Source organism: Pseudomonas sp. R25(2017) (assembly GCF_002112565.1).
GTDB classification, from domain to species: Bacteria; Pseudomonadota; Gammaproteobacteria; order Pseudomonadales; family Pseudomonadaceae; genus Aquipseudomonas; species Aquipseudomonas ekonensis.
In genome coordinates this window covers 295,905-317,629 of record NZ_NEHZ01000006.1, presented here as the reverse complement: position 1 = coordinate 317,629, position 21,725 = coordinate 295,905, and the positions used below count along the sequence as shown (strand labels likewise).

The 21,725-nt window shown below is 65.0% G+C and carries 22 protein-coding genes; 10 read left to right on the top strand and 12 right to left on the bottom strand.

From position 1 onward, the window contains the following. Window positions 1–315: 315 nt before the first annotated feature. A complete protein-coding gene (locus CAG31_RS10475) occupies window positions 316–1,938 on the bottom strand; it encodes a methyl-accepting chemotaxis protein (protein WP_085580636.1) in 1,623 nt (540 codons plus the stop codon). Between the two features lie 273 nt (window positions 1,939–2,211). On the opposite strand from CAG31_RS10475, the gene CAG31_RS10470 reads away from it, so the two are divergent. From CAG31_RS10470 to CAG31_RS10455, 4 genes are all read left to right on the top strand, one after another. Then, complete coding sequence (locus CAG31_RS10470; protein ID WP_085580634.1) at window positions 2,212–3,234, top strand: transporter; 1,023 nt, start codon at window positions 2,212–2,214, stop codon at window positions 3,232–3,234. 143 nt (window positions 3,235–3,377) lie between these two features. Continuing rightward, window positions 3,378–4,991, top strand: a complete 1,614-nt coding sequence (locus CAG31_RS10465) for an inorganic phosphate transporter (protein ID WP_085580632.1) — start codon at window positions 3,378–3,380, stop codon at window positions 4,989–4,991. Window positions 4,992–5,169: 178 nt separating this feature from the next. Next, the gene (locus CAG31_RS10460; protein WP_085580630.1) at window positions 5,170–6,036 is read left to right on the top strand and encodes a hypothetical protein; all 867 of its coding nucleotides are present in this window, start codon (window positions 5,170–5,172) and stop codon (window positions 6,034–6,036) included. Then, a complete protein-coding gene (locus CAG31_RS10455; protein WP_065259304.1) occupies window positions 6,033–6,755 on the top strand; it encodes a TylF/MycF/NovP-related O-methyltransferase in 723 nt (240 codons plus the stop codon). Before CAG31_RS10460 ends, CAG31_RS10455 begins: the two co-directional genes overlap by 4 nt. A gap of 162 nt (window positions 6,756–6,917) precedes the next feature. Here CAG31_RS10455 and CAG31_RS10450 read toward each other — a convergent pair whose 3' ends face one another. Then, a complete protein-coding gene (locus CAG31_RS10450; RefSeq protein WP_085580628.1) occupies window positions 6,918–7,355 on the bottom strand; it encodes a multidrug/biocide efflux PACE transporter in 438 nt (145 codons plus the stop codon). A gap of 89 nt (window positions 7,356–7,444) precedes the next feature. Between CAG31_RS10450 and CAG31_RS10445 the strand changes: the two genes are divergently transcribed. Continuing rightward, window positions 7,445–8,299, top strand: a complete 855-nt coding sequence (locus CAG31_RS10445; RefSeq protein WP_085580626.1) for a LysR family transcriptional regulator — start codon at window positions 7,445–7,447, stop codon at window positions 8,297–8,299. A 96-nt stretch (window positions 8,300–8,395) separates the two neighbouring features. On the opposite strand, the gene CAG31_RS10440 is transcribed toward CAG31_RS10445, so the two are convergent. After that, entirely contained in the window at window positions 8,396–9,232 is an 837-nt protein-coding gene (locus tag CAG31_RS10440) for a LysR family transcriptional regulator (protein WP_085580624.1), read from the bottom strand. A gap of 110 nt (window positions 9,233–9,342) precedes the next feature. Here CAG31_RS10440 and CAG31_RS10435 point away from each other — a divergent pair, with 110 nt between their 5' ends. Then, window positions 9,343–10,068, top strand: coding sequence for an SDR family oxidoreductase (locus CAG31_RS10435; RefSeq protein WP_085580622.1), 726 nt, complete (start codon window positions 9,343–9,345; stop codon window positions 10,066–10,068). A 330-nt stretch (window positions 10,069–10,398) separates the two neighbouring features. On the opposite strand, the gene CAG31_RS10430 is transcribed toward CAG31_RS10435, so the two are convergent. From CAG31_RS10430 to CAG31_RS10420, 3 genes are all read right to left on the bottom strand, one after another. Beyond that, complete coding sequence (locus tag CAG31_RS10430) at window positions 10,399–11,634, bottom strand: RNA polymerase sigma factor (RefSeq protein ID WP_085580620.1); 1,236 nt, start codon at window positions 11,632–11,634, stop codon at window positions 10,399–10,401. A 3-nt stretch (window positions 11,635–11,637) separates the two neighbouring features. Then, window positions 11,638–11,982, bottom strand: coding sequence for a YciI family protein (locus CAG31_RS10425; RefSeq protein ID WP_085580618.1), 345 nt, complete (start codon window positions 11,980–11,982; stop codon window positions 11,638–11,640). A gap of 67 nt (window positions 11,983–12,049) precedes the next feature. Next, window positions 12,050–12,475 (bottom strand): nuclear transport factor 2 family protein, encoded by a 426-nt coding sequence (locus CAG31_RS10420; protein ID WP_085580616.1) that lies wholly within the window; start codon window positions 12,473–12,475, stop codon window positions 12,050–12,052. 144 nt (window positions 12,476–12,619) lie between these two features. On the opposite strand from CAG31_RS10420, the gene CAG31_RS10415 reads away from it, so the two are divergent. Both CAG31_RS10415 and CAG31_RS10410 read left to right on the top strand, forming a co-directional pair. Beyond that, window positions 12,620–13,099, top strand: coding sequence for a GNAT family N-acetyltransferase (locus CAG31_RS10415; RefSeq protein ID WP_085580614.1), 480 nt, complete (start codon window positions 12,620–12,622; stop codon window positions 13,097–13,099). Between the two features lie 19 nt (window positions 13,100–13,118). Further along, window positions 13,119–13,724, top strand: a complete 606-nt coding sequence (locus tag CAG31_RS10410; RefSeq protein WP_085580612.1) for a pyridoxamine 5'-phosphate oxidase family protein — start codon at window positions 13,119–13,121, stop codon at window positions 13,722–13,724. Between the two features lie 205 nt (window positions 13,725–13,929). On the opposite strand, the gene CAG31_RS10405 is transcribed toward CAG31_RS10410, so the two are convergent. The 3 genes from CAG31_RS10405 to CAG31_RS10395 form a co-directional block, all read right to left on the bottom strand. Beyond that, window positions 13,930–14,418, bottom strand: a complete 489-nt coding sequence (locus CAG31_RS10405; protein ID WP_085580610.1) for a GNAT family N-acetyltransferase — start codon at window positions 14,416–14,418, stop codon at window positions 13,930–13,932. 318 nt (window positions 14,419–14,736) lie between these two features. Further along, window positions 14,737–15,231: a GyrI-like domain-containing protein gene (locus CAG31_RS10400; protein WP_085580608.1), complete on the bottom strand. Its 495-nt coding sequence runs from the start codon at window positions 15,229–15,231 to the stop codon at window positions 14,737–14,739. A gap of 68 nt (window positions 15,232–15,299) precedes the next feature. Further along, the gene (locus CAG31_RS10395; RefSeq protein ID WP_085580605.1) at window positions 15,300–15,962 is read right to left on the bottom strand and encodes a LysE family translocator; all 663 of its coding nucleotides are present in this window, start codon (window positions 15,960–15,962) and stop codon (window positions 15,300–15,302) included. Between the two features lie 139 nt (window positions 15,963–16,101). Here CAG31_RS10395 and alaC point away from each other — a divergent pair, with 139 nt between their 5' ends. After that, window positions 16,102–17,319 carry an alanine transaminase gene (gene alaC / locus CAG31_RS10390; protein ID WP_085580603.1) on the top strand — a complete coding sequence of 406 codons (1,218 nt, stop codon included), beginning with the start codon at window positions 16,102–16,104 and terminating at the stop codon, window positions 17,317–17,319. A 118-nt stretch (window positions 17,320–17,437) separates the two neighbouring features. On the opposite strand, the gene CAG31_RS10385 is transcribed toward alaC, so the two are convergent. After that, entirely contained in the window at window positions 17,438–18,790 is a 1,353-nt protein-coding gene (locus CAG31_RS10385) for a GntP family permease (RefSeq protein ID WP_085580601.1), read from the bottom strand. An 82-nt stretch (window positions 18,791–18,872) separates the two neighbouring features. Further along, window positions 18,873–19,406 carry a gluconokinase gene (locus CAG31_RS10380; protein ID WP_085580599.1) on the bottom strand — a complete coding sequence of 178 codons (534 nt, stop codon included), beginning with the start codon at window positions 19,404–19,406 and terminating at the stop codon, window positions 18,873–18,875. Window positions 19,407–19,621: 215 nt separating this feature from the next. Between CAG31_RS10380 and CAG31_RS10375 the strand changes: the two genes are divergently transcribed. Further along, window positions 19,622–20,653 carry a LacI family DNA-binding transcriptional regulator gene (locus CAG31_RS10375; RefSeq protein WP_085580597.1) on the top strand — a complete coding sequence of 344 codons (1,032 nt, stop codon included), beginning with the start codon at window positions 19,622–19,624 and terminating at the stop codon, window positions 20,651–20,653. A 103-nt stretch (window positions 20,654–20,756) separates the two neighbouring features. Here CAG31_RS10375 and CAG31_RS10370 read toward each other — a convergent pair whose 3' ends face one another. Further along, window positions 20,757–21,629 carry a LysR family transcriptional regulator gene (locus CAG31_RS10370; protein WP_085580644.1) on the bottom strand — a complete coding sequence of 291 codons (873 nt, stop codon included), beginning with the start codon at window positions 21,627–21,629 and terminating at the stop codon, window positions 20,757–20,759. Window positions 21,630–21,725 lie beyond the last annotated feature (96 nt).

Sequence of the window (21,725 nt, the reverse complement as noted above, 5' to 3'; positions counted from 1 at the left end):
AGAAAGGGCGGGACGAGAAGTCTCCCACGGTCCGTACTGGCTAGAGTCGGATTCTTGCTTTTAGTCCCGCCCACCCCTTCAAGTCTAAACATACAAGCTTGCCTGCAAGCGATGAGGCCAACCCAGTCGATATCCCTGTTGCCTGACCCACCCCCATCGCTGACAAGCCAGCTCCCACAGTGTCTGGGTTCAACCCTGCATCTGTGAACGCCCCGGAACCTGTGGGAGCTGGCTTGCCAGCGATAGGGCCGGCACTGTTGACATCTCCAGTGCCTGCCCACCGCCAACAGTCTGACCCCCACAGGTTCGCAGGCGTCAGGCGCTCAGGCGGGCGGTGACTTCGTTCAGTTGCCCCGACAGCCCGTGCAGGTTCTGGCTGGCGCTTTCGGTGCGCTGGACGTTGTCGAGGTTGGTGCTGGCGATCGAGGTGATTTCGGTCAGGTTGCGCGAGATGTCTTCGGCCACCGACGTCTGTTCCTCGGCCGCTGTGGCGATCTGACGGTTCATGTCGCGGATCGCTTCCACCGCGTGGGTGATGCGCTCAAGCATGGCGCCGGCCTGGGTCACCTGCTCGACGCTTTCGTCGCTGCGGGTCTGGCCGCTGTCGATGGCGTGGGCGGCGTCCACCGCGCCCGTCTGCACGCTGTGGATGATCTGGTTGATCTCGATGATCGACTCCGCCGTGCGCTGCGCCAGGTTGCGCACTTCGTCGGCCACCACCGCGAAACCGCGTCCGGCCTCGCCGGCCCTGGCCGCTTCGATGGCGGCGTTGAGCGCCAGCAGGTTGGTCTGCTCGGCGATGCCGCGGATCACTTCCAGCACCTTGCCGATGCGGCCGCTGTCGGCCTCCAGGCGACGGATCACCGTGGCGGTGTTGGCGATCTCGCCGCGCATCTGGGTAATGGCGTGAATGGTGTTCTGCATGACCTTCTCGCCCTGCTGGGCGGACTGGTCGGCATCGTCGGCGGCCCGCGCCGCGTCCGCCGCGTGACGGGCGACTTCCTGGGCGGTGGCGGACATTTCGTTCATCGCGGTGGCCACCTGGTCGGTGCGGCTGAACTGCTCGTTGGTGCCGCCGGCCATCAGGGTGGCGATGGCGTTCAGCTCGCCGCTGGCGCTGTCCAGATCCTTGGCGCTGCGTTGCAGGTGGCTGAAGGTCTCGGCGAGGAAGTCGCGCAGGGTGTTGGCCGCCGCGGCCAGGTTGCCCAGCTCGTCCTGGCGGTTGCTGGCCACCCGCTCGGCGAACTTGCCCTGGCTCAACAGGCTGACGTAGTCGATCAGTTTGCGGATCGGCTCCACCAGGTTGCGGTTGACCAGCCACAGGCTGAGCAAGCCGATCAGCAGTCCGGAGGCGAGCATCACCAACAGGCCCAGCCACACGGTGCGGTCGGCGCTGGCGCTGATCAGCGCCGATTGCTCGGTGCCTTGCTTGCGCAGTTCGACCACCAGCTCGCTCATCTGGTCGCTGGCGGCGCGGTCCACGCCCTTGACGGCGGCGTCGCCGGCCGCAGGATCGGCCCCGGCGGCCACGTAGGCGTCACGGCCCTTCTGGTAGGCGGCGCCCAGCAGACGGTGCTCTTCGCGCAGGCGTTCGATGCGGCTCTTGAGTGAAGGCTCGATGCCGGACTGGCTCGCCAGTTCGCCCAGGATGGTCTGGACGTCACGCTGACGCTCCTCGAACTGGCCCCAGTACTTGGCCAGGTCCGCCGGCTGCTTGCCGCGCAGCAAGACGTTCTTCCACTCCTGCACCTGCACCTTGAACTGCAGGTTGGCTTCGTCGATCAGTTGCGAGGTGTGCAGCGGGCCGGCGATCAGCTGGCTGTAGCTCTGCACGCCGTTGGACAGGAAATGGAAGCAGGACAGCGCGATCAACAGCATCGCCAGCAGGCTGCCGCTCAGCAGGGCGAGAATTTGCGCTCTCAGGGATTTTTGCAGCATCGCAAGGTACTCATGACAGGGATGAGGCACGCCCGGTAAGACGTGAATGGTGCCGGACATCCGTGTCGGCGGGCCTTGGCTCTTGGCCGAAGGCGCGCAACCTAACCCATGCGTGATCGGCGCGCCAGCGCGCTTCTTGAGAAAGATCCGACCGCCGGTAAGCCCTTGACCCGCCGTCACTTTACCGTCACGCAACGGTCACAAAGCCTCGCCATGATGGGGCACACGTGAGCCTGTCTCTCCCGCGACAGACGCCCTCCCCTGCGAGTCTCCATGAACCACAGCCTCGACCTCGGTCATCGCGACCCCGACCTGTTCGGTTTGCTCTACGGTTTTCGCTTCCGCCCCGGCGAACGCGGCCGCGAAGTCGATTCGGCCACCGCCCTGCGCTGCCTGCAGAACGACGGCGAACGCGACGAGTTCCTCTGGCTGCACCTGAACCTGGCCCACGCCGCGTGCGAGCGCTGGATGAAGAGCCACCTGCAATTGCCGGAGGAGTTCTTCGAAGCGCTGCACGAAGGTTCACGCTCGACCCGCATCGAACACGTCGACTCGGCCTTGCTGGCGGTGGTCAACGACGTGGTGTTCAACCTCAGCAGCATGGTGTCCTCGGACGTCTCGACCTTGTGGGTCTGCGTGCGCGGCAAGCTGATCGTCAGCGCGCGCCTGCAACCGCTGCACTCGGTGGACAAGCTGCGCTCCTCGGTGAAGGCCGGCGAATGCTTCCGCTCGCCGCTGGAGCTGCTGGTGCACCTGCTGCGCGACCAGGGCGAAGTGCTCACCCAGATCGTGCGCAAGACCAGCCTCAGCGTCGATCAGGTCGAGGACGAACTGCTGTCCTCGCGGCTGTCGACCAACCGCGCCGAGCTTGGCGCCAACCGCCGGGTGCTGGTGCGCCTGCAACGGCTGCTGGCGCTGGAGCCGGGCTCGCTGCTGCGCCTGCTCAACCGCCCGCCGGCGTGGCTGCAGAAGGAGGACGTCAAAGAGTTGCGCAAATCCACCGAAGAGTTCGCCTTGATCATCAACGACCTCACGGCCCTGGGCGAGCGGATCAAACTGTTGCAGGAAGAGATCGCCGCCAACGTCAACGAACAGAGCAACCGCACGCTGTTCACCCTGACCGTGGTCACGGTGCTGGCGCTGCCGATCAACATCATCGCCGGTTTCTTCGGCATGAACGTCGGCGGCGTGCCCCTGGCGCAGGATCCGGAGGGGTTCTGGATCCTGGTGGCGCTGGTGGCGACGTTCACCCTGATCGCCGGACGCTGGGCGTTTCGCAAACGGCGCGATTACTGAGTCGCCGCCATCGCCAGCAGGCTGGCGATGATCCGGACCAACGGCGCAGCCAATCCACCAAACACTGATCTGCCGCAGTCTCTCTGTAATATTCAGCAACGATCATGGGCGACACTCCTTCCCCCGCTCAGGATTGTCCTCCCATGGCGACGCCCTCCCTGACCGCCGGCCAACCGACTGCCTCCAGCGGCCGGCCGACACTCGACAAGAAAACCGGCCCCTTTACCTACGTGGTGTTTTTCGCGGTGCTGGCCCTGGGGCTGCTGTTCACCGCCTACAGCCTGGTGCACGACATGCACGAGCTGGGCACGGTGGTCACCACCTGGACACCGTTCCTGCTGTTGGGCGTGGCACTGCTGATCGCGCTGGGGTTCGAGTTCGTCAACGGCTTCCACGACACCGCCAACGCGGTGGCCACGGTGATCTACACCCACTCGCTGCCGCCGCACTTCGCGGTGATCTGGTCCGAGTTCTTCAACTTCCTCGGGGTGCTGCTCTCCAGCGGCGCGGTGGCGTTCGGCATCATCGCCCTGCTGCCGGTGGAGCTGATTCTGCAGGTGGGCTCCTCCGCCGGTTTCGCGATGATCTTCGCCCTGCTGATCGCCGCGATCCTGTGGAACCTCGGCACGTGGTGGCTGGGCCTGCCGGCTTCTTCGTCGCACACCCTGATCGGCTCGATCATCGGCGTCGGCGTGGCCAACGCCCTGATGCACGGGCGCGACGGCACCAGCGGCGTGGACTGGGCCCAGGCGACCAAGATCGGCTACGCGCTGCTGCTGTCGCCGCTGGTGGGCTTCGGCTGCGCGGCGCTGTTGCTGCTGGCCCTGCGCGCGTTCGTCAAGAACCGCTCGCTGTACAAGGCGCCGAAGGGCAACACCCCGCCGCCATGGTGGATCCGCGGCCTGCTGATCCTGACCTGCACCGGCGTGTCGTTCGCCCACGGCTCCAACGACGGCCAGAAAGGCATGGGCCTGATCATGCTGATCCTGGTCGGCACCCTGCCGATGGCCTACGCGCTGAACCGCACCATGCCCGCCGACCAGACCCTGCAGTTCGCGGCGGTGGCCGAAGTCACCCAACAGGCGCTGGTCAAGAGCGCGCCGCTGCCGGCCCCGGCCGACCCGCGCCCGGTGCTGTCGGACTACGTGCGCAGCAAGGAAACGACGCCGCAGTTGGTCCCGGCCCTCGCTGCGCTGACCGGCCACATCGGTGAAGAAGTGAAAGGCTACGGCTCGCTGTCCAAGGTGCCCGCCGAGGCCATGGGCAACGTGCGCAACGACATGTACCTGGCCAGCGAAACCATCCGCCTGATGGACAAGAACAAGGTCGGCGGCTTCGACGCCGACACCACCGGCAAGCTGCAACTGTTCAAGCAGCAGATCGACAACGCCACCCGCTTCATTCCGCTGTGGGTGAAGATCGCCGTGGCCATCGCCCTGGGCCTGGGCACCATGGTCGGCTGGAAGCGCATCGTGGTGACGGTCGGCGAGAAGATCGGCAAGACCCACCTGACCTACGCACAAGGCGCCTCGGCCGAGTCCGTGGCGATGCTGACCATCGGCGCCGCCGACATGTTCGGCCTGCCGGTGTCGACCACCCACGTGCTGTCCTCGGGCGTGGCCGGCACCATGGTCGCCAACGGCGGCGGCCTGCAGATGAAGACCATCCGCAACCTGCTGATGGCCTGGGTGCTGACGCTGCCGGCGGCGATCGTGCTGTCGGGCAGCCTGTATTGGCTGTTCACCCTGATTTTCTGAACCGCCCGTCACCGTAAAATCCCGGCCCGCTTCAGGGCCGGGATTCTTTCGTGCCCGCCTGCCGGGCGCCCGGCCGTCCGATAACCCTGCCATCGGACACCGACCGCTCAGATTGCGCTTCAGTTTGCCGGCATGATGCCGACTCATAAGTCATTCGATGCATTCAGGGAAAAGAACCGTGAACCTGTATATCAATCAGCTGCAGCAAAAGGCTGACTTCAAAGAAGCCATCTACGCCGGCGACATCTTCCTGAACACCCAACTGCGCGCCGCCCGCCAGTTGTGCGAATTCGCCCAGGAAAGCATCACCGCAGCGTTCGACGGCGAAACCCGCCACCAGGCGCTGCACACGCTGATGCCGGTGGAAGAGTTCGTGGTGCGGGTGACCCGCCTCAAGGGCCAGTTCACCAACAGCCTGCGCGCCAAGGAGCTGATCCTGAGCTTCATCGACGAGATCGGCGTCGACCCGCACGAATACATCTTCGACGTGCCGCGCATCCGTGTGGTGCCGAACTACGACTACCTGCACGCCGGCGTCAGCTACGCCTACAAGCCGCACCGCGACACCTGGTACGGCAGCGTCGATTGCCAGATCAACACCTGGATGCCGGTGCACACCATTTCCCCGGACCAGACCATGATGATCAACACCGGCTACTTCGATGTGCCGGTGAAGAACTCGTCCGCCCAGTGGAGCCTCAACGACTGGATCAACAACCAGCGCCACAAGGCCAAGGACAACCTCAAGGAAGAAGTCCGCGTGCACCCGGTGCCGCTGGAAGAGATCGACACCGCAGCCGAACTGCGCGTGGCCGGCAACACCGGCGACATGCTGATCTTCTCCGGCTCGCACCTGCACGGCACGGTCGCCAACCACACGCAGCACACCCGTTTCAGCGTCGACTTCCGCCTGATGCACCTCGATGACCTCAAGCACAACCGCGGCGCGATCAACGTCGACAGCGCGTGCCCGGACGTCGGCGCCGGCTTCAAAGACTACTTCCACGCCCACGACTTCTCGAATTTCCAAGGAATCCAGCAATGACCAAGCGTCGCATCACGCCTGCCGAAGCCCAATACAACGAAACCCGCGCCGGCGTCCTCAAGCGCGTGGACGCCGAATACGTGGCCGACGCCCCGTTCGTGTTCGCCAACCGCATCGGCGTCACCGCCGCGCTGTCGCGCATGGAACTGTTCAAGAAAGTCGCCGAGATCCCGGGCGCGATCATCGAGTGCGGCGTGTACAAGGGCAACTCGCTGATGCTCTACATGCACCTGTCGATGATCCTGGAGCCGTACGCGATCAACCGCTCCATCGTCGGCTTCGACACCTTCGAAGGCTTCCAGAGCATCAGCAAGACCGACGATCCGGCCGACGTCAACGAAACCATGTTCTCCGACACCGACCAGTCGCTGATCCAGGACATGATCGACGCCAACGACCTGCTGCGCCCGGTCAACCGCATCCCGCGCTGCGAACTGGTCAAGGGCGACATCGTCAAGACCGTGCCGGAATGGGTCAAGACCCGTCCTGACCTGGTCGTGGCCATGCTGATCCTGGACACCGACCTGTACGAGTCGACCAAGGTCGCCCTGGAGACTTTCCTGCCGTACATGCCCAAAGGCGCCATCGTGGTGCTGGACGAAGTGGCCTACCGCAACTTCCCGGGCGAAACCAAGGCCCTGCGCGAAGTGCTGGACCTGAACAAGATCGAACTCAAGCGCCTGCCGTTCGATTCGTGCGTGGGTTACTTCCACGTTTGATCGCGTAGCGGGGGCAGTTGCCTTGCGCTGCCCTCGCTGATGTATCGCCAGCAGGCTGGCTCCCACAGGGGATCCGGGTGAACGCAACCTTTGTGTTCACCGCAGAACCTTGTGGGAGCCAGCCTGCTGGCGATGGCCCCGGGCCGGCCGGCGCCGTTCCCTTCAGCCCTCGCAGGCACTGCGCAGCACCAGCCGCTCGCGTACCACGTCATACGCCCAGTGGTACACATAGGTGTAGGGCAGGAAGAACAGCAGCACGCCGATGTCGAGCAGGAACGCCTGCCACAGGCTCACCGACAGCCACCAGGCGATCAGCGGCACGCCCATCAGCACCAGTCCCCCCTCGAACAGCAGCGCGTGCACCACCCGCACCCAGGCGTTGTGGCGGATGCGCAAACGCTTGAGCACACGGTCGAACGCACCGTTGAACACCACGTTCCACACCAGCGCCAGCACGGCGACGACCACGGTGACCACGCCCATGTCGAGCAGCGGCTTGCCCATGATCCAGGCCAGCAGCGGCGTGCAGATGAGGATCGCCAGCACCTCGAAACCGATGGCCTGGCAAATGCGTTCAGTGATGGATTTAGGGGCCGTCATGACCTGACTCCTTGAGTGATGATGGTTGCCATCATCCAACCCCGCATCGATACTTCATAATCAATAACCATCGATCAAGGCGATAGTTCATGGCCTCTCAAGAAGTGCTGCAGGCGTTTGTCCAGGCCGCGACCCAAGGCTCGTTTTCGGCGGCGGCGCGCAAGCTGGGGCGCAGCCAGTCAACCGTCAGCGCCGCAGTGGCGAGCCTTGAGATCGACCTGGATCTTGTCCTGTTCGACCGCAGCAGCCGCAAGCCGACCTTGACCCCGGCGGGCCATGTGATGCTGCAGCGGGCCGAGGCGATCCTGGCGGCCGGCAGCCGCCTGGAAATGACCGCGCGGCAACTGGCCCAAGGGGTCGAGCCGAAGCTGACGGTGGCGATTTCCGACACCTACCAGTCCGACCGCTTCGAAGCGTCGCTCAGCGCGTTCGAACAGCGTTACCCGGATCTGGAGCTCGAATGCCTGATCGCCGAATGCGACGACCTGATCGCCTTGGTGCAACGGGGCCGGGCCCATCTGGCGTTCGTCGAGATGCGCGACCATTACCCGCCGGACCTGGAGACCGCCACGGTGAACGAGCGCACTGAGATCGCGTTGTTCGTCGGACGCGGGCATCCGCTGGCGGCGCTGGAATCCATCGATCCGCAGACGCTGGAGCAACACCGCGAACTGCGCCTGGCGACCATCGTCAATCCCTACGGCTCCCGGGCCAAGGGCCGCGTCTGGTCGGCGCCCAGCTACCTGATGCTGTTGGAGATGGCCCAGCGCGGGTTCGGCTGGGCGCCGCTGCCGCGCTGGCTGGTGGGGCGCTTCGGCAACGGCACGTTGACGGAGCTGAACGTGCGCGGCTGGCCGAAACCGGTGTTCGTCGATGCGCTGTGGTCGCGGCAGTTTCCGCCGGGACCGGCGGGCAGCTGGATGCTCAGCCAGATGCTGGAATAGCGGCGCGGCCGATCGCGAGCAGGCTCGCTCCTACAGAGGAATGAGCGCCCTTGCGGGAGCGAGCCTGCTCGCGATGGCGTCCCCGCAAACAACCGCTCAAGCCGCGTCGATCACCGCAGGCCCGTTCACCTGAAAGAACTCATGCAGGCCACGCATCGCCGGCAGCTCCAGCGCCTGCGCCGCATAGCACAGGCCCACCCGCCGGGTCGGTGCCGGCAGGTGCAGCGCCCGCACCGCCACCCGCTCGTGCCCCGCCGCCAAGGAGCGTGGCAGCATCGCCGCGCCGATGCCTGCCGCCACCATGTGCAGCGCCTGACGCAATGATCCGGCATGCCCGGCCACGGCCTGAGGCGAACGGCCGTACAGCGCCATCAGGCGCTGATGGGACGGGTGCTGCGGGCAGGTGATCCAGTCTTCGATGGGGGCCCACGCCGTCTCGGCAGCGGCCATCGGGTGATCGGCCGACAGTGCCAGCACGTAGGGTTCCTCCCACAGCGGCAGGAATAGTTCGTCCTCGCAGCACATCTCTTCGACCGCCAGCCGACCGTCGCCCAGGCACCCCTCCTCCAGCGTCAGCAGCAGATGAGGCAAGGCTTGGCGGGCCATGCGCACGAAGGCTTCGATGTGGCTGGCGGCGATGTCGCCTTCGATGCCCAAGGTCAGCGGCACACGGTGCTCGCCGCTGCGGAACATCCGGCTCAGGGCCTGGGCCTCGGCCACCATGCGCCGGGCCTGCGGGTACAAAAGGCGCGCCTCGTCGCTGACCTCCACCCCGCGCGGCTGGCGCAGGAACAAGGTGGCGCCGAGCTCCTCCTCAAGCTGTTTGACCGTCACCGACAGCGTCGGCTGGCTGATGAACAGGCGCTGCGCCGCTGCGGTGATGTTGCGTTCCTCGAACACGGCGAGAAAGGCTTTGAGATGGCGGATATCCATAGACCGTTCCGATACCAGACAGAGAAATAAGGCATTTTTCAGCCTGAAACGGGCTAAATATACTGCGCCGCACATCCAGCCATTCGTTTTTTTGCTTCAGGAGTGCAGTCATGAGCAAACCGTTGATCATCGTCACCGGAGCCAGTTCCGGCATCGGCGAAGCCGCCGCCCGCCGCCTGAGCGCCGCCGGCCACCCGCTGCTGTTGCTGGCCCGGCGCATCGAACGCCTGGAGGCCCTCGCGCTGCCGAACACCCTCAGCCGTCGGGTGGACATCACCGACCGCACCGCGCTGCTGGCCGCCGTCGCCGAGGCCGAAGCGCAGTTCGGTCCGGCCGATGCGCTGATCAACAACGCCGGGGTGATGCTGCTGGGCGAGATCAGCCAGCAGGATCCGGCCCAGTGGGAGCGCATGCTCGATGTGAACGTGAAGGGCCTGCTCAACGGCATCCATGCCGTGGTGGCCGGCATGATCGAGCGCAAGCGCGGCACGATCATCAACGTCAGTTCCGTGGCCGGGCGCAAGACGTTCCCCAACCACGTGGCGTATGTCGGCACCAAGTTCGCCGTGCACGGGCTGTCGGAGAACCTGCGCGAGGAACTGGCGCCGCACAACGTGCGCGTCACCACCATTGCGCCGGGTGCGGTGGAGACCGAGCTGCTGAGCCACACCACGGACGAAGCGATCAAGACCGGCTACCAGGCGTGGAAACAGGAAATGGGCGGCACCGTGCTCAGCGCCGAGGACGTGGCCACGGCAATCGCCTATGCCTATGAACAGCCCCAGGGCGTGTGCATCCGCGAAATCGTCATGGCCGCGACCCGGCAGCAGGCCTGATTGCCGCGCTGCCGGCCTTGAGGGCCCCATCGCCAGCAGGCTGGCTCCCACAGGAGGACGATGTGCACCGCATCACTTTGTGAGGGCCAGCCTGCTGGCGATGGCTGCGTATCAAGCAGCATGGATGCCGTCAGTGCCGGCCTCATCGCTTGCAGGCAAGCTCCTACAGGATTTTGTGGTGGGCGGGGATCTTGCGGACACCGGCGATCATTGTGGGAGCTGGCTTGCCAGCGATGGGGCCGGCACTGCCCCCCCACAACGGCGATGCACACCGCAACATCTTGTGGGAGCCAGCCTGCTAGCGATGAGGCCGGCACCGGTACACAAGGCTCAACCCAACTCGCGCAACCGCCCCTCGATGAACCGCCGCTCCGGCGCCTGCCGGGTCAGTTCCAGTGCCCGGGCATACGCCGTCCGCGCCTCGTCGGTCCGCCCCAACTGCCGGCAGAATTCCGCCCGCGCCGAATGCGCCAGGTGGTAATCCTGCAGCTCGCCGCGCTCCAGGATCCCTTCGATCAGCGTCAGCCCGGCCAGCGCCCCGTCGCGCTTGGCCACCGCCACCGCCCGGTTCAGCTCGATCACCGGCGACGGCGTCACCCGCAGCAGCACGTCGTACAGGCCGACGATCTGCGCCCAGTCGGTCTCGTCCGCCGTCGGCGCCTCGGCATGCACCGCCGCAATCGCCGCTTGCAGGCAGTACGGCCCGAACCGCCGGGTGGTCAGCGCCCGCTCGACCAGCGCGCCGCCCTCGGCGATCAATTGCGCATCCCAGCGCGTACGATCCTGGTTCTCCAGCAAAATCAGCTCGCCTTCAGGCGACGTCCGCGCCGCCCGCCGCGACTCATGCAGCAGCATCAGCGCCAACAGGCCCATGACCTCCGGCTCCGGCAACAGCTCCATCAGCAGCCGGCCGAGGCGGATCGCTTCGCGCGTCAGGTCTTCGCGCACGACCTGCGCGCCGTCGGAGGCCGAATAGCCTTCGTTGAACACCAGGTAAATCACCCGCAGCACGCTGTCCAGCCGCTCGGGCAGCTCACTCAGGCTCGGCACCTGATAGGGAATCTTCGCGTCACGGATCTTGGCCTTGGCCCGTACGATGCGCTGGGCGATCGTCGCCGGCGCGCAGAGGAACGCCCGGGCGATCTCTTCGGTGGTGAGGTCGCAGACTTCCCGCAGCGTCAGCGGCACCTGCGCATCCGCCGCCAGGGCCGGGTGGCAACAGGTGAACATCAGCCGCAGGCGGTCGTCTTCCACGTCATCGTCGCTCCACTGGGCCTGTTCCAGTTCTTCCACCTGGGCCAGCAGCCAGGGCCGCGACGCCTTGAACCGCGCACGGCGGCGCAACACGTCGATGGCCTTGAAGCGCCCGGCGGACACCAGCCAGGTGCGCGGATTGTCCGGCACGCCGTCGCGCTGCCAGCGCTCGACCGCGACGAAGAACGCCTCGTGCAAGGCTTCTTCGGCGAGGTCGAAATCCCCCAGCAGACGGATCAGCGTCGCCAGGATCCGCCGCGAGTCTTCGCGGTAGACCTGCTCGACCCGCGCCTTGACCTCTGCGTCCGCCATGGGTCAGACGTTCAGCTGACGAACCGGGCGCACCTCGACGCAACCGACCCGGGCCGCCGGAATGTGGCCGGCGACCTGAATGGCTTCGTTGAGATCCCGGGCGTCGATCAGGTAGAAGCCGGCCAACTGTTCCTTGGTTTCGGCGAACGGGCCGTCGGTGACCGACACCTTGCCGTTGCGCATGCGCACCGTGGTGGCGGTCTGCACCGACTCCAGCGCCTCGGCGGCGACCATCCGGCCGCTGCCCTGGATCGACTCGGCATACGCCCAGCATTCGGCGTCTTCGGGGCTGTCGGGCGACGAGTGCAGCAAGCGCTCGTCGCTGTACACCAGGCATAGGTATTTCATCGCTCACTCCTGAACCGGACGGATCAACTATGGCCGCAGATCGGCGCTTTGGCGAACCGTGCGCCGCTTACGGCTGCACGTCGAACAAGGTCGCGCCGCTCATCGGATCGAACGGGGCCGACCAGTGCTCGTGGACGATCTTCCATGCGCCGCCCTCCTGCCGGTAGCACGCGGTGACCCGCATCCAGCAGCTCTGGGTTTCGCCCTTGTCGTTGGTGCCGCCGCAATTGGCCACCCAATGGGCGAAGGCGATTGTGTCCGCCGTCTCGATGGCGACTTCGTGGAACTCGAAGATGTGCGGGCCGGGGCACATTTCCATGCAGGCGATCCAATGCGCCCGGTAGGCGGCCTTGCCCTTGAATTGCAGGGCCTTGATCGCGTCGAAGGAGACGATGTCGTCGGCGTAGAGGGCCATGACCTTGTCCACGTCCTTGGACATGACGGCTTGGCGGTAGGTGTCGATCAGGGTCTGGATCTGCGCTTGTGCGTTCATGGGTGTTCTCCGTGATTGTTGTTGGAAGACACCCTTAGTCGTACGGCGATCCGCCGGATCGACAAGGCACGAAAATTAAATGTTTCGCCCTCACCGTGCTCGGTAGAATCCGTTGCTCAACTTCGTAGGAAAAAGGAAATTCCCGTGTCAGCCAAACTCGTGCCGTACGACAGCCTGAATGCCGCCCAGCGTCAGCAGATCGAGACGATCGAAATCCACCCCGGGCAGATCAAGTTTTCCGGCGACATCCACACCGCCCTGCAGACCCTGCGCACGAATGCCGGCGTGAAGGGCTTTGCCCTGCTGGACGACGACGTGCCCGTCGCCTTCCTGCTGCTCAAGCGCCCGCCGGCGATGCCGGAATGGGCCGACGAGCACAGCGCCACCCTGCATGCGCTTCAGGTCGACCACCGCGCCCAGGGCCGTGGCTACGGCAAGGCCTGCCTGCGAGCGCTGCCCGAGGCCGCGCGCCAGGCCTGGCCGCAGATCAAGGGCCTGCAACTGGCGGTGGACGCCGACAACGATGCGGCCATCGCGCTGTATGCCCGGCACGGTTTCGTCGACAGCGGTCAGGCGATCCTGGGCCGGGTCGGCTACGAACGGCGCATGGGCCTGGTGTTCTGAAACCGTGGAGGGATGCACGATGATCGATTCGATTGAAGCCCTGGAAGCCCTTTACGGCCTGCCTCACGAACGTGCGGTGCGCAAGCAGATTGGCTTTCTCAACGAGGACTACCAGGCGATGGTGCGGCTCTCGCCGCTGGTGATCGTCAGCTCCGTGGGCGCCGACGGCCTCGACAGTTCACCGCGCGGCGACACCGCAGGCTTTGTGCGGATCCTCGACGAGCGCACCCTGGCCCTGCCGGACCGGCCGGGCAACAACCGCATCGATACGCTGCGCAACGTGCTGCACGACCCGCGGGTGTCGCTGCTGTTCATCATTCCCGGCATCGGCGAGACGTTGCGGGTCAACGGCACGGCCGCCATCAGCGCCGATCCCGACCTGCTGGCCAGCTTCGCGGTCAACGGCAAGCCGGCGCGCACGGTCCTGCTGGTGACGGTGGAGGCGGCGTTTTTCCATTGCGCCAAAGCGTTCGTGCGCTCGGATGCGTGGAACCCGGACACCCACCTGCCGCGCTCGGCGCTGCCCAGTGCGGGGGCTTTCCACAAGCGCCTGAACGATGGCCAGTTCGACGCCGAAGCCTACGACCGGGAAGCGCCGGCGCGGGTGCAGAGCACGCTGTACTGAGCGAAGTCATGCGGTGTCTTCAATGACGCCATCGCGGGCAAGCCCGCTCCCACAGGGGACTCGGCCGGATGCAGAGTCTGCGATCACCCCGATCCAATGTGGGAGCCAGCCTGCTGGCGATGGCATCAACGCATCGTCACTCCCACAAAGAAATCCTGTGGGAGCGGGCTTGCCCGCGATAGCGGCCTGTCAGCCAACACCGCTCTCAGAGCGTCAGGATCATCTCATGCCACGCCATCCCGCCGTGGTCGGACTCGGACGGTTTGATGTAGGCAAAACCGAACCCGGCGTACAGCGGGATGTGCCGCTCTTTGCACATCAGATGGATCGTCGCCTTGCCCAGGCCGCGCATGCGCTCGATGAAGGCGGTCATCAGCAGCTTGGCCAGGCCTTGCCCCTGATAGTCCGGGTGCACCACCACCGACATGATCACCACATTGGGGCCGGCCGGGTCGTGGCCGATCAGTTCCTTGAAGGCCTCGTCCGACATCTGCACCTCGAACGCCGCACCGGAGTTGACGAACCCGGCCACGACGCCGTCCACCTCGGCGACGATGAAACCGTCCGGCCAGGTGGCGATGCGCGTGGCGATCTTCTCGCGGGTGGCGGCCTCATCGCCTTCGTAGGCGAGGGTTTCGATGGCGTAGCAGCGATCCAGGTCGGCAGCGGTGACGTGGCGGATGACGGGGTTCATGGCGGCTCGGAATCAGTGAAGACAGGGCCGCCAAGAATAAAGGAATAAGGTGTTCATATCGATCCGCATGGGCGCCGTAAAGCCTGCGTAAAAGCGCTTTTCTTCGGATTCGGGACGGTCTATTCCTGACGCCTGTCTCTGATCACCCGAGGGGGGGAACCGTTTATGAGCAGCGTGGAAATCGGTTTGTTGATGGTGTTGGGCATCAGCTTCTTCGGCTTCGTCACCCTGGGCATCGACCTGTGGCGGGCACGACGGATCAAGGGCAAGTAAGGCTCGACCGGCAGCGCGAATCGGATTCGCGCTGCCGATGGCCGATCAGGTCTTCTTTTCGACCGGGACGCAGATTTCCAGCTTGCCGGTCTTGAGCTTCGGATTGAAATCGGCGCTGTAGCGTTCCAGCTCCGGGGCGTTGAGCCCTTTGTACTCGGACGCCGGCAGCCAGGTGTTGTAGATGTAGTCAATGGTCTGCGGCAACAGATCCAGCGAACCCTTGTGTTCGAACACCGCGTACTGGCGCGGAAGGATTTCGATCCACGGATACTTTTCCTGCGGGAAGTCATCCAGCTTGCGGATTTCGACCCCGGCCATGTAATCGAAACCGCCGTTGCCGTCGAAATTGCTGCAGACGCCGTAGGTGACTTCGCCCTTCTGCCCCGGAATGTTTCCGATGTGCGGAATCAGTTTTTCCCATAGCGCGGGGATGTCTTGAACAGTCTCTTTGGTGAAGCGATCGCGAAAACCTGCAATCAGCAGGAAGTGTCCATGTTCGAAGCGAGGTTCAGCCACTTCGACGCGTTTCTGCTCATCCATGACTCGACTCCTTGAACGAAAAAAGTGGGTTCGGCTGGGAGTATAGAAGCCAAACCCGATTCGCACATTCAGAGCGAATGCAGGGCCTCGGCGGCGCCGGAACCGACGAATTCGTTATAGCCGGATACGATCACGTAGACCGCGAAATAGCAGAAGATCGCTGCAGATGCCAGGTAGGAGTAGCGCAACAGCTTGTCACCCAGCAGCTTGCCGCCATGGCTCGCGGCGAAGCACAGCCCCGCCGACCACAACAGCCCGGCGCACAGGAAACCGCCGAGGAACAGCGCCGAGCTCAAAGGGCCGCCGCCACCGGAGCGGGCGATCAACGTGCCGCCCACCGCCGCGAACCAGAGGATGGCGCTGGGCGACGACATGGCGAGAAAGATCCCGCGAAAGAATTCCTTGCGGTGGGAGTTCTGGCTCACCTGCGCCGTCTCGGCCAGCAGCGCTTCGTGATGGATCGCCGAATAAATCATCTTCGCCGCGAAGTAGACCAACAGCGCGGAGCCACCGATCCACAGCGTCCAGCGCACGGTTTCGTACTGCAGCAGCACGGTCATCCCCGCCAGCGCCAGCACCGCGTAGACCAAATCGCCGACGCAAGTGCCGAGGCCCAGCGCGAAGCCTTGAAAATAGCCGCGCTGCATCGCCAGGGTGATCATCGCGATGTTGGCCACGCCGATATCCAGGCACAGCGAAAGGCTCAGCAAGAAGCCGCTGGTGAATTCCATTGACCGTTTTCCTTGGGAAAAAATTGTTGTCGTGCACGCTGGACAGTCTGCCACCGCTGCCCTTATCTTCCGCCACAGGTCACCGCAGTGACCAGCGTCGCTCGGACGGTTCCGGGCGCTTACGTTATCCGAGGCAACAATGGCTGAACAAGGTTCGCCGCGCCGCTTTGCGCGCATCGATCGACTCCCCCCTTACGTCTTCAACATCACCGCCGAGCTGAAGATGGCCGCCCGCCGCCGTGGCGAAGACATCATCGACCTGAGCATGGGCAACCCCGACGGCGCCACGCCGCCGCACATCGTCGAGAAACTCGTCACCGTCGCCCAGCGCGAAGACACCCACGGCTACTCGACGTCCAAGGGCATTCCGCGCCTGCGCCGGGCGATCTCCAACTGGTACAAGGAACGCTACGAGGTCGACATCGATCCGGAAAGCGAAGCCATCGTCACCATCGGCTCCAAGGAAGGCCTGGCGCACCTGATGCTGGCGACCCTGGACCAGGGCGACACGGTGCTGGTGCCCAACCCGAGCTACCCGATCCACATCTACGGTGCCGTGATCGCCGGCGCCCAGGTGCGCTCGGTGCCGCTGGTGCCCGGCGTGGACTTCTTCGCCGAGCTTGAGCGGGCCATCCGCGGCTCGATCCCGAAACCGAAGATGATGATCCTCGGCTTCCCGTCCAACCCCACCGCCCAGTGCGTGGAACTGGACTTCTTCGAACGGGTGATCGCCCTCGCCAAGCAGTACGACGTGCTGGTGGTGCACGACCTGGCCTACGCCGACATCGTCTACGACGGCTGGAAGGCCCCGTCGATCATGCAGGTGCCCGGCGCCAAGGACATCGCGGTGGAGTTCTTCACCCTGTCCAAGAGCTACAACATGGCCGGCTGGCGCATCGGCTTCATGGTCGGCAACCCGGAACTGGTCAGCGCCCTGGCGCGGATCAAGAGCTACCACGACTACGGCACCTTCACCCCGCTGCAGGTGGCGGCCATCGCGGCGCTGGAAGGCGACCAGCAATGCGTGCGCGACATCGCCGAGCAGTACCGCCAGCGGCGCAACGTGCTGGTCAAGGGCCTGCACGAACTGGGCTGGATGGTCGAGAACCCGAAGGCTTCGATGTACGTCTGGGCGAAGATCCCCGAGGCCTACGCGCACCTGGGTTCGCTGGAGTTCGCCAAGAAACTGCTGGCCGAGGCCAAGGTCTGCGTGTCGCCGGGCGTCGGTTTCGGTGAGTACGGCGACGACCACGTACGCTTCGCCCTGATCGAGAACCAGGACCGGATCCGCCAGGCCGTGCGCGGGATCCGCGGGATGTTCCGGGCGGACGGGCTGGCCCCGAAGACCGGCGCCTGATCTGGCGGCACTCAATGTGGCGAGGGCGCTTGCTCCCTCGCCGCGAAAGATCCCTGTCCCATGGCTTCAGGCACAAAAAAACCGCATCGCTGCGGTTTTTTTGTGCCTGCCGGATCGTTTACACGAACAGCGACAGCAGCAGGATGAAGCCCAGGCCGACCACCGACAGGATGGTTTCCATCGCCGTCCAGGTCTTGAAGGTTTCCGCCACGGTCATGTTGAAGTACTGCTTGACCAGCCAGAAACCGGCGTCGTTGACGTGGGACAGGATCAGGGAACCGGCGCCGGTGGCCAGCACCAGCAGCTCACGGTTCACGCCCGGGATCATCCCCACCACCGGCACCACGATGCCGGCGCCGGTGATGGTCGCCACGGTGGCCGAACCTGTCGCGATGCGGATCACCGCCGCCACCAGCCAAGCCAGCAGGATCGGCGAGATCTGCGCGCTGACCGCCATGTGGCCGATCACGTCGCCCACGCCGCTGGTCACCAGCATCTGCTTGAAGCCGCCGCCGGCGCCGATGATCAGGATGATCGCGGCAGTCGGCGCCAGGCTCGCGTCGAGCCACTTGAGCATCTGGTTCGAGCCGATGCCCTGCTTGTAGCCGAAGGTGTACAGCGACAGCAGCAGCGCCAGCAGCAAGGCCGAGATCGGGTGGCCGATCATGTCCATCCAGGTGCGGAAGAAATGGCCGTCCGGCAGCGCCACGTCGGCGAAGGTCTTGAGCAGCATCAGGAACACCGGCAGCAGCACGGTGAGCAAGGTGATGCCGAAGCTCGGCAGGTCGGTCGAATCGGTCTCGCGGGCCAGTTGGTCCACCAGTTCCTGGTTCGGGTGACCCGGAATGTGCTTGGCGATGAACGTACCGAAGATCGGGCCGGCGATGATGGCGGTCGGCAGCGCGACGATCAGGCCGTAAAGGATGGTCTTGCCGATGTCGGCGCCGAACACGCCGATGGCCAGCAGCGGGCCCGGGTGCGGCGGCACCAGGCCGTGCACGGCGGACAGGCCGGCCAGCAGCGGGATGCCGATCTTGATGATCGACACGCCGGTGCGCCGGGCGACGATGAACACCAGCGGGATCAGCAGCACGAAGCCGATCTCGAAGAACAGCGGAATGCCCACCAGGAACGCGGCGAACATCATCGCCCACTGCACCCGCTCCTTGCCGAAGGCGCGGATCAGGGTCTGGGCGATCTGGTCCGCGCCGCCGGATTCGGCCATCATCTTGCCGAGCATGGTGCCCAGCGCCAGGATGATGCCGACGAAACCGAGCACGCCGCCGAAGCCGTCCTGGAACGCCTTGATGATGGTGCCGATGGGCATGCCGGAAGTCAGGCCGAGGAACGCGGCGGCGATGGTCAGGGCGATGAAGGGGTGGATCTTGAACTTGGTGATCAGGACGATAAGCCCGATCACCGTGACCACTGCATCGAGCAGCAGGTAGGCGTCGTGGGACATGCCAAACATAGGGGGTGTCTCCTGGTTTGTTGTTGTTATTAAAGCGGGTTGATCAGAAGTCGGGAGGACAGCGCTATCTCTTCGAACACAGTCATACCGCCTGTTTCAGACCGTTGGCCAGCCACCATTGGTGGGCCTGGGCGGCCAGCTCGTCGACGCTGTGCACCGAGGCGTCGAGCGCCAGGGTCAGCGGTTCGCCCTTGGGCGATTCGAGCGTGGCGAACTGGCTTTCGATCAGCGTGGCCGGCATGAAGTGGCCCGGCCGGTGGGACACGCGGTCGGCGGCCACTTCGGGGGTCAGTTCGAGGAACACGAAGCCCAGGCCCGGCAAGGCGCTGCGCAAGCGTTCGCGGTAGGCATGCTTGAGGGCCGAGCAGGTCAGCACCGGGCGCTCGCCCAATGCGTCGACGCGGCGCAGCTCTTCGCACAGGCTGTCGAGCCAGCCGGCGCGGTCTTCATCGTTCAGGGGGATCCCCGCGCTCATCTTGTCGATGTTCGCGGCCGGATGGAAAGTATCGCCTTCAATGGCAGTGGCGCCGCTCAACTGGCACAGGGCCTGACTGACGCACGTCTTGCCGCAACCGGCAACGCCCATGATGACCAGGGCGGTGATGGGATGATTCATGTAACACCTCAGCGCGCAGACAGCGCTACCTTTGCTAGCTATGACTCTAGTGCACAGGCAGACATTGCCGACGCCTTCTTGTCGTTTTTTTGGGTTGCAGCAGGTTGATGCCCCACGCCAAAGAGCGAGGATCAGGCAAGCCTCGCTCACGCATTTGCAGCTGCAAAAGGACAGCGCTACCTTAGTGCCTTGATTTTTGTTTGGCAAGCCGCCCGATGACCACCCCCAAGAACGATAAAAACACCCGCACCACCGGCCGTCCCACCCTCAATGAAGTCGCCCGCCTGGCCGGGGTCAGCCCGATCACCGCATCGCGCGCGCTGCGCGGGGTCAGCACCGTCGCCACCGAACTGGTGGAAAAGGTGCAGAAAGCCGCCCTCGACCTCAACTACGTGGTCAACCCCGCCGCCCGCGCCCTGGCCTCGGCCCAGAGCCATTCGGTGGTGGTGCTGGTGCCTTCCTTGTCCAACCTGCTGTTCATCGACACCCTGGAAGCCATTCATCGGGTGCTGACGCCCAAGGGCTTCGAAGTGCTGATCGGCAACTTCCACTACTCCCGCGACGAAGAAGAGAAACTGCTGCGCAACTACATGGCCTACCAGCCGCGCGGCCTGCTGCTGACCGGCTTCGACCGCACCGAAAGCTCGCGGCGGATGATCGAGGCCAGCAACATCCCCTGCGTCTACATGATGGAACTGGACAGCGCCGCCGGGGTGAACTGCGTCGGTTTCTCCCAGCTCAGCGCCGGCGAGACCGCCGCCGAGCACCTGTTGTCCCGCGGGCGCAAGCGCCTGGCCTACATCGGCGCGCAGCTCGACCAGCGCACGCTGCTGCGCGGCGAAGGCTTCCGCCGCGCCGTGCAGAAGGCCGGCCTGTACGACCCGGACCTGGAGGTACTGACCCCGCGCGCCTCGTCCGTGGGCCTGGGGGGAGAGCTGTTCCTGCAGCTGCTGGCGACGCACCCGGACGTCGACGCGATCTTCTTCGGCAACGACGACCTGGCTCAGGGCGCCCTGCTCGAAGCCCTGCGGCACGGGATCAAGGTGCCCGAACAGGTGGCGATCCTGGGCTTCAACGACCTGCCCGCCTCGGAACACATGGTGCCGCGCCTGAGCAGCATCAGCACCCCGCGCGAGGCGATCGGCCGGCGCGCGGCAGAACAGATGCTGACCCTGATGGCCGGCAACAGCGTCGCCCGGCCGGTGGAAGACATGGGCTTCGAACTGAAGGTCCGCGAAAGCACCTGACCGCGAAAAGCCTGCTCGCGATAGCGGCGCGTCAGCGCGGCATCGGTCACTGACCGATCGCCATCGCGGGCAGACTCGCTCCTACAGGGGCAATCCGCCGGGCTCAGGAGCCCAACAACTCGACCAGCGCCAGCGCCCCCTTCTGCAAGGGCTGGCGCTTGAGCCACACCGCATGCACCGGCAGCACCAGGCCGTTTTCGATGTTGCGAAAGTTCAGCCGCTTGAGCCGCCCCGCATCGAGCCACGGCTGCACCACCGACAACGGGAAGTTGCCCCAGCCCAACCCCGCCTCGACCATCTCCAGGGCCGTGGCCAGGCTGTCGGTGCGCCAGTGGGACTCGGCCACCAGCGGGCGGGTGTCGCTGACCGGCAGGTCGCGGCTGGCGACGACGATCTGCCGCACGTGCACCAGATCCTCCAGAAACAGATCCTGCCCTTGCCACAGCGGACTGTCCGCCGCCAGGGTGGCGATCATCCGTTCGCTGCCGACGAACTGAAACCGCTCGAGCACGTTCATGCTCAGCCCGGCGAACGCCAGGCACACACTGACCCGTCCGCTGTGCAGCATCGCCAGCACGTCATCCTGCGGGGCGGTCAGCACTTCGACGTCAAGCAGCGGATGGCGTCCGGCGAGCACCTTGATCGCCGCCATCAGCCGGCGCCGGTCGATGTCCGCCGCCACGCCGATCGACAGCCTGCTCTCCAGCCCCAACGACAACTGCACCGCGTGCACCTGCAACTGCTTGAGCTGTTCGGCGATCAGACGTGCGTGGGGCACCAGCGACAGGGCCATCGCCGTGGGCTGCGGCTCGCGGTGATGGCGGTCGAACAGCGGATAGCCAAGTTCAGCCTCCAGGTTGCCGATGCCCATGCTCACCGCCGAGGGCACCTTGCCCAAGGCCCGGGCGGCGGCGGAAAACGAGCCGCGCTCGATTACCGCCAGGAACAGTTCGATGCTGTCGCTGCTGAAATTCAAACCCATCACCTATCAATAAACCTGAAAGCTTCTGACTTTTTCTGTCACTAACATTGAAGCTATCTTTCGCCGACTTGGCCAGCCCCGCTGGCCGTC

Bases quoted from the DNA above. Each gene is read 5' to 3' on its own strand.
- CAG31_RS10385 (WP_085580601.1), bottom strand. From the start codon at position 18,790: ATGTTTGGCATGTCCCACGACGCCTACCTGCTGCTCGATGCAGTGGTC.
- CAG31_RS10425 (WP_085580618.1), bottom strand. From the start codon at position 11,982: ATGAAATACCTATGCCTGGTGTACAGCGACGAGCGCTTGCTGCACTCG.
- CAG31_RS10375 (WP_085580597.1), top strand. From the start codon at position 19,622: ATGACCACCCCCAAGAACGATAAAAACACCCGCACCACCGGCCGTCCC.
- CAG31_RS10455 (WP_065259304.1), top strand. From the start codon at position 6,033: ATGACCAAGCGTCGCATCACGCCTGCCGAAGCCCAATACAACGAAACC.
- CAG31_RS10470 (WP_085580634.1), top strand. From the start codon at position 2,212: ATGAACCACAGCCTCGACCTCGGTCATCGCGACCCCGACCTGTTCGGT.
- CAG31_RS10435 (WP_085580622.1), top strand. From the start codon at position 9,343: ATGAGCAAACCGTTGATCATCGTCACCGGAGCCAGTTCCGGCATCGGC.
- CAG31_RS10405 (WP_085580610.1), bottom strand. From the start codon at position 14,418: ATGAACCCCGTCATCCGCCACGTCACCGCTGCCGACCTGGATCGCTGC.
- CAG31_RS10430 (WP_085580620.1), bottom strand. From the start codon at position 11,634: ATGGCGGACGCAGAGGTCAAGGCGCGGGTCGAGCAGGTCTACCGCGAA.
- alaC (WP_085580603.1), top strand. From the start codon at position 16,102: ATGGCTGAACAAGGTTCGCCGCGCCGCTTTGCGCGCATCGATCGACTC.
- CAG31_RS10410 (WP_085580612.1), top strand. From the start codon at position 13,119: ATGATCGATTCGATTGAAGCCCTGGAAGCCCTTTACGGCCTGCCTCAC.
- CAG31_RS10400 (WP_085580608.1), bottom strand. From the start codon at position 15,231: ATGGATGAGCAGAAACGCGTCGAAGTGGCTGAACCTCGCTTCGAACAT.
- CAG31_RS10445 (WP_085580626.1), top strand. From the start codon at position 7,445: ATGGCCTCTCAAGAAGTGCTGCAGGCGTTTGTCCAGGCCGCGACCCAA.
- CAG31_RS10450 (WP_085580628.1), bottom strand. From the start codon at position 7,355: ATGACGGCCCCTAAATCCATCACTGAACGCATTTGCCAGGCCATCGGT.
- CAG31_RS10475 (WP_085580636.1), bottom strand. From the start codon at position 1,938: ATGCTGCAAAAATCCCTGAGAGCGCAAATTCTCGCCCTGCTGAGCGGC.
- CAG31_RS10465 (WP_085580632.1), top strand. From the start codon at position 3,378: ATGGCGACGCCCTCCCTGACCGCCGGCCAACCGACTGCCTCCAGCGGC.
- CAG31_RS10395 (WP_085580605.1), bottom strand. From the start codon at position 15,962: ATGGAATTCACCAGCGGCTTCTTGCTGAGCCTTTCGCTGTGCCTGGAT.
- CAG31_RS10420 (WP_085580616.1), bottom strand. From the start codon at position 12,475: ATGAACGCACAAGCGCAGATCCAGACCCTGATCGACACCTACCGCCAA.
- CAG31_RS10380 (WP_085580599.1), bottom strand. From the start codon at position 19,406: ATGAATCATCCCATCACCGCCCTGGTCATCATGGGCGTTGCCGGTTGC.
- CAG31_RS10440 (WP_085580624.1), bottom strand. From the start codon at position 9,232: ATGGATATCCGCCATCTCAAAGCCTTTCTCGCCGTGTTCGAGGAACGC.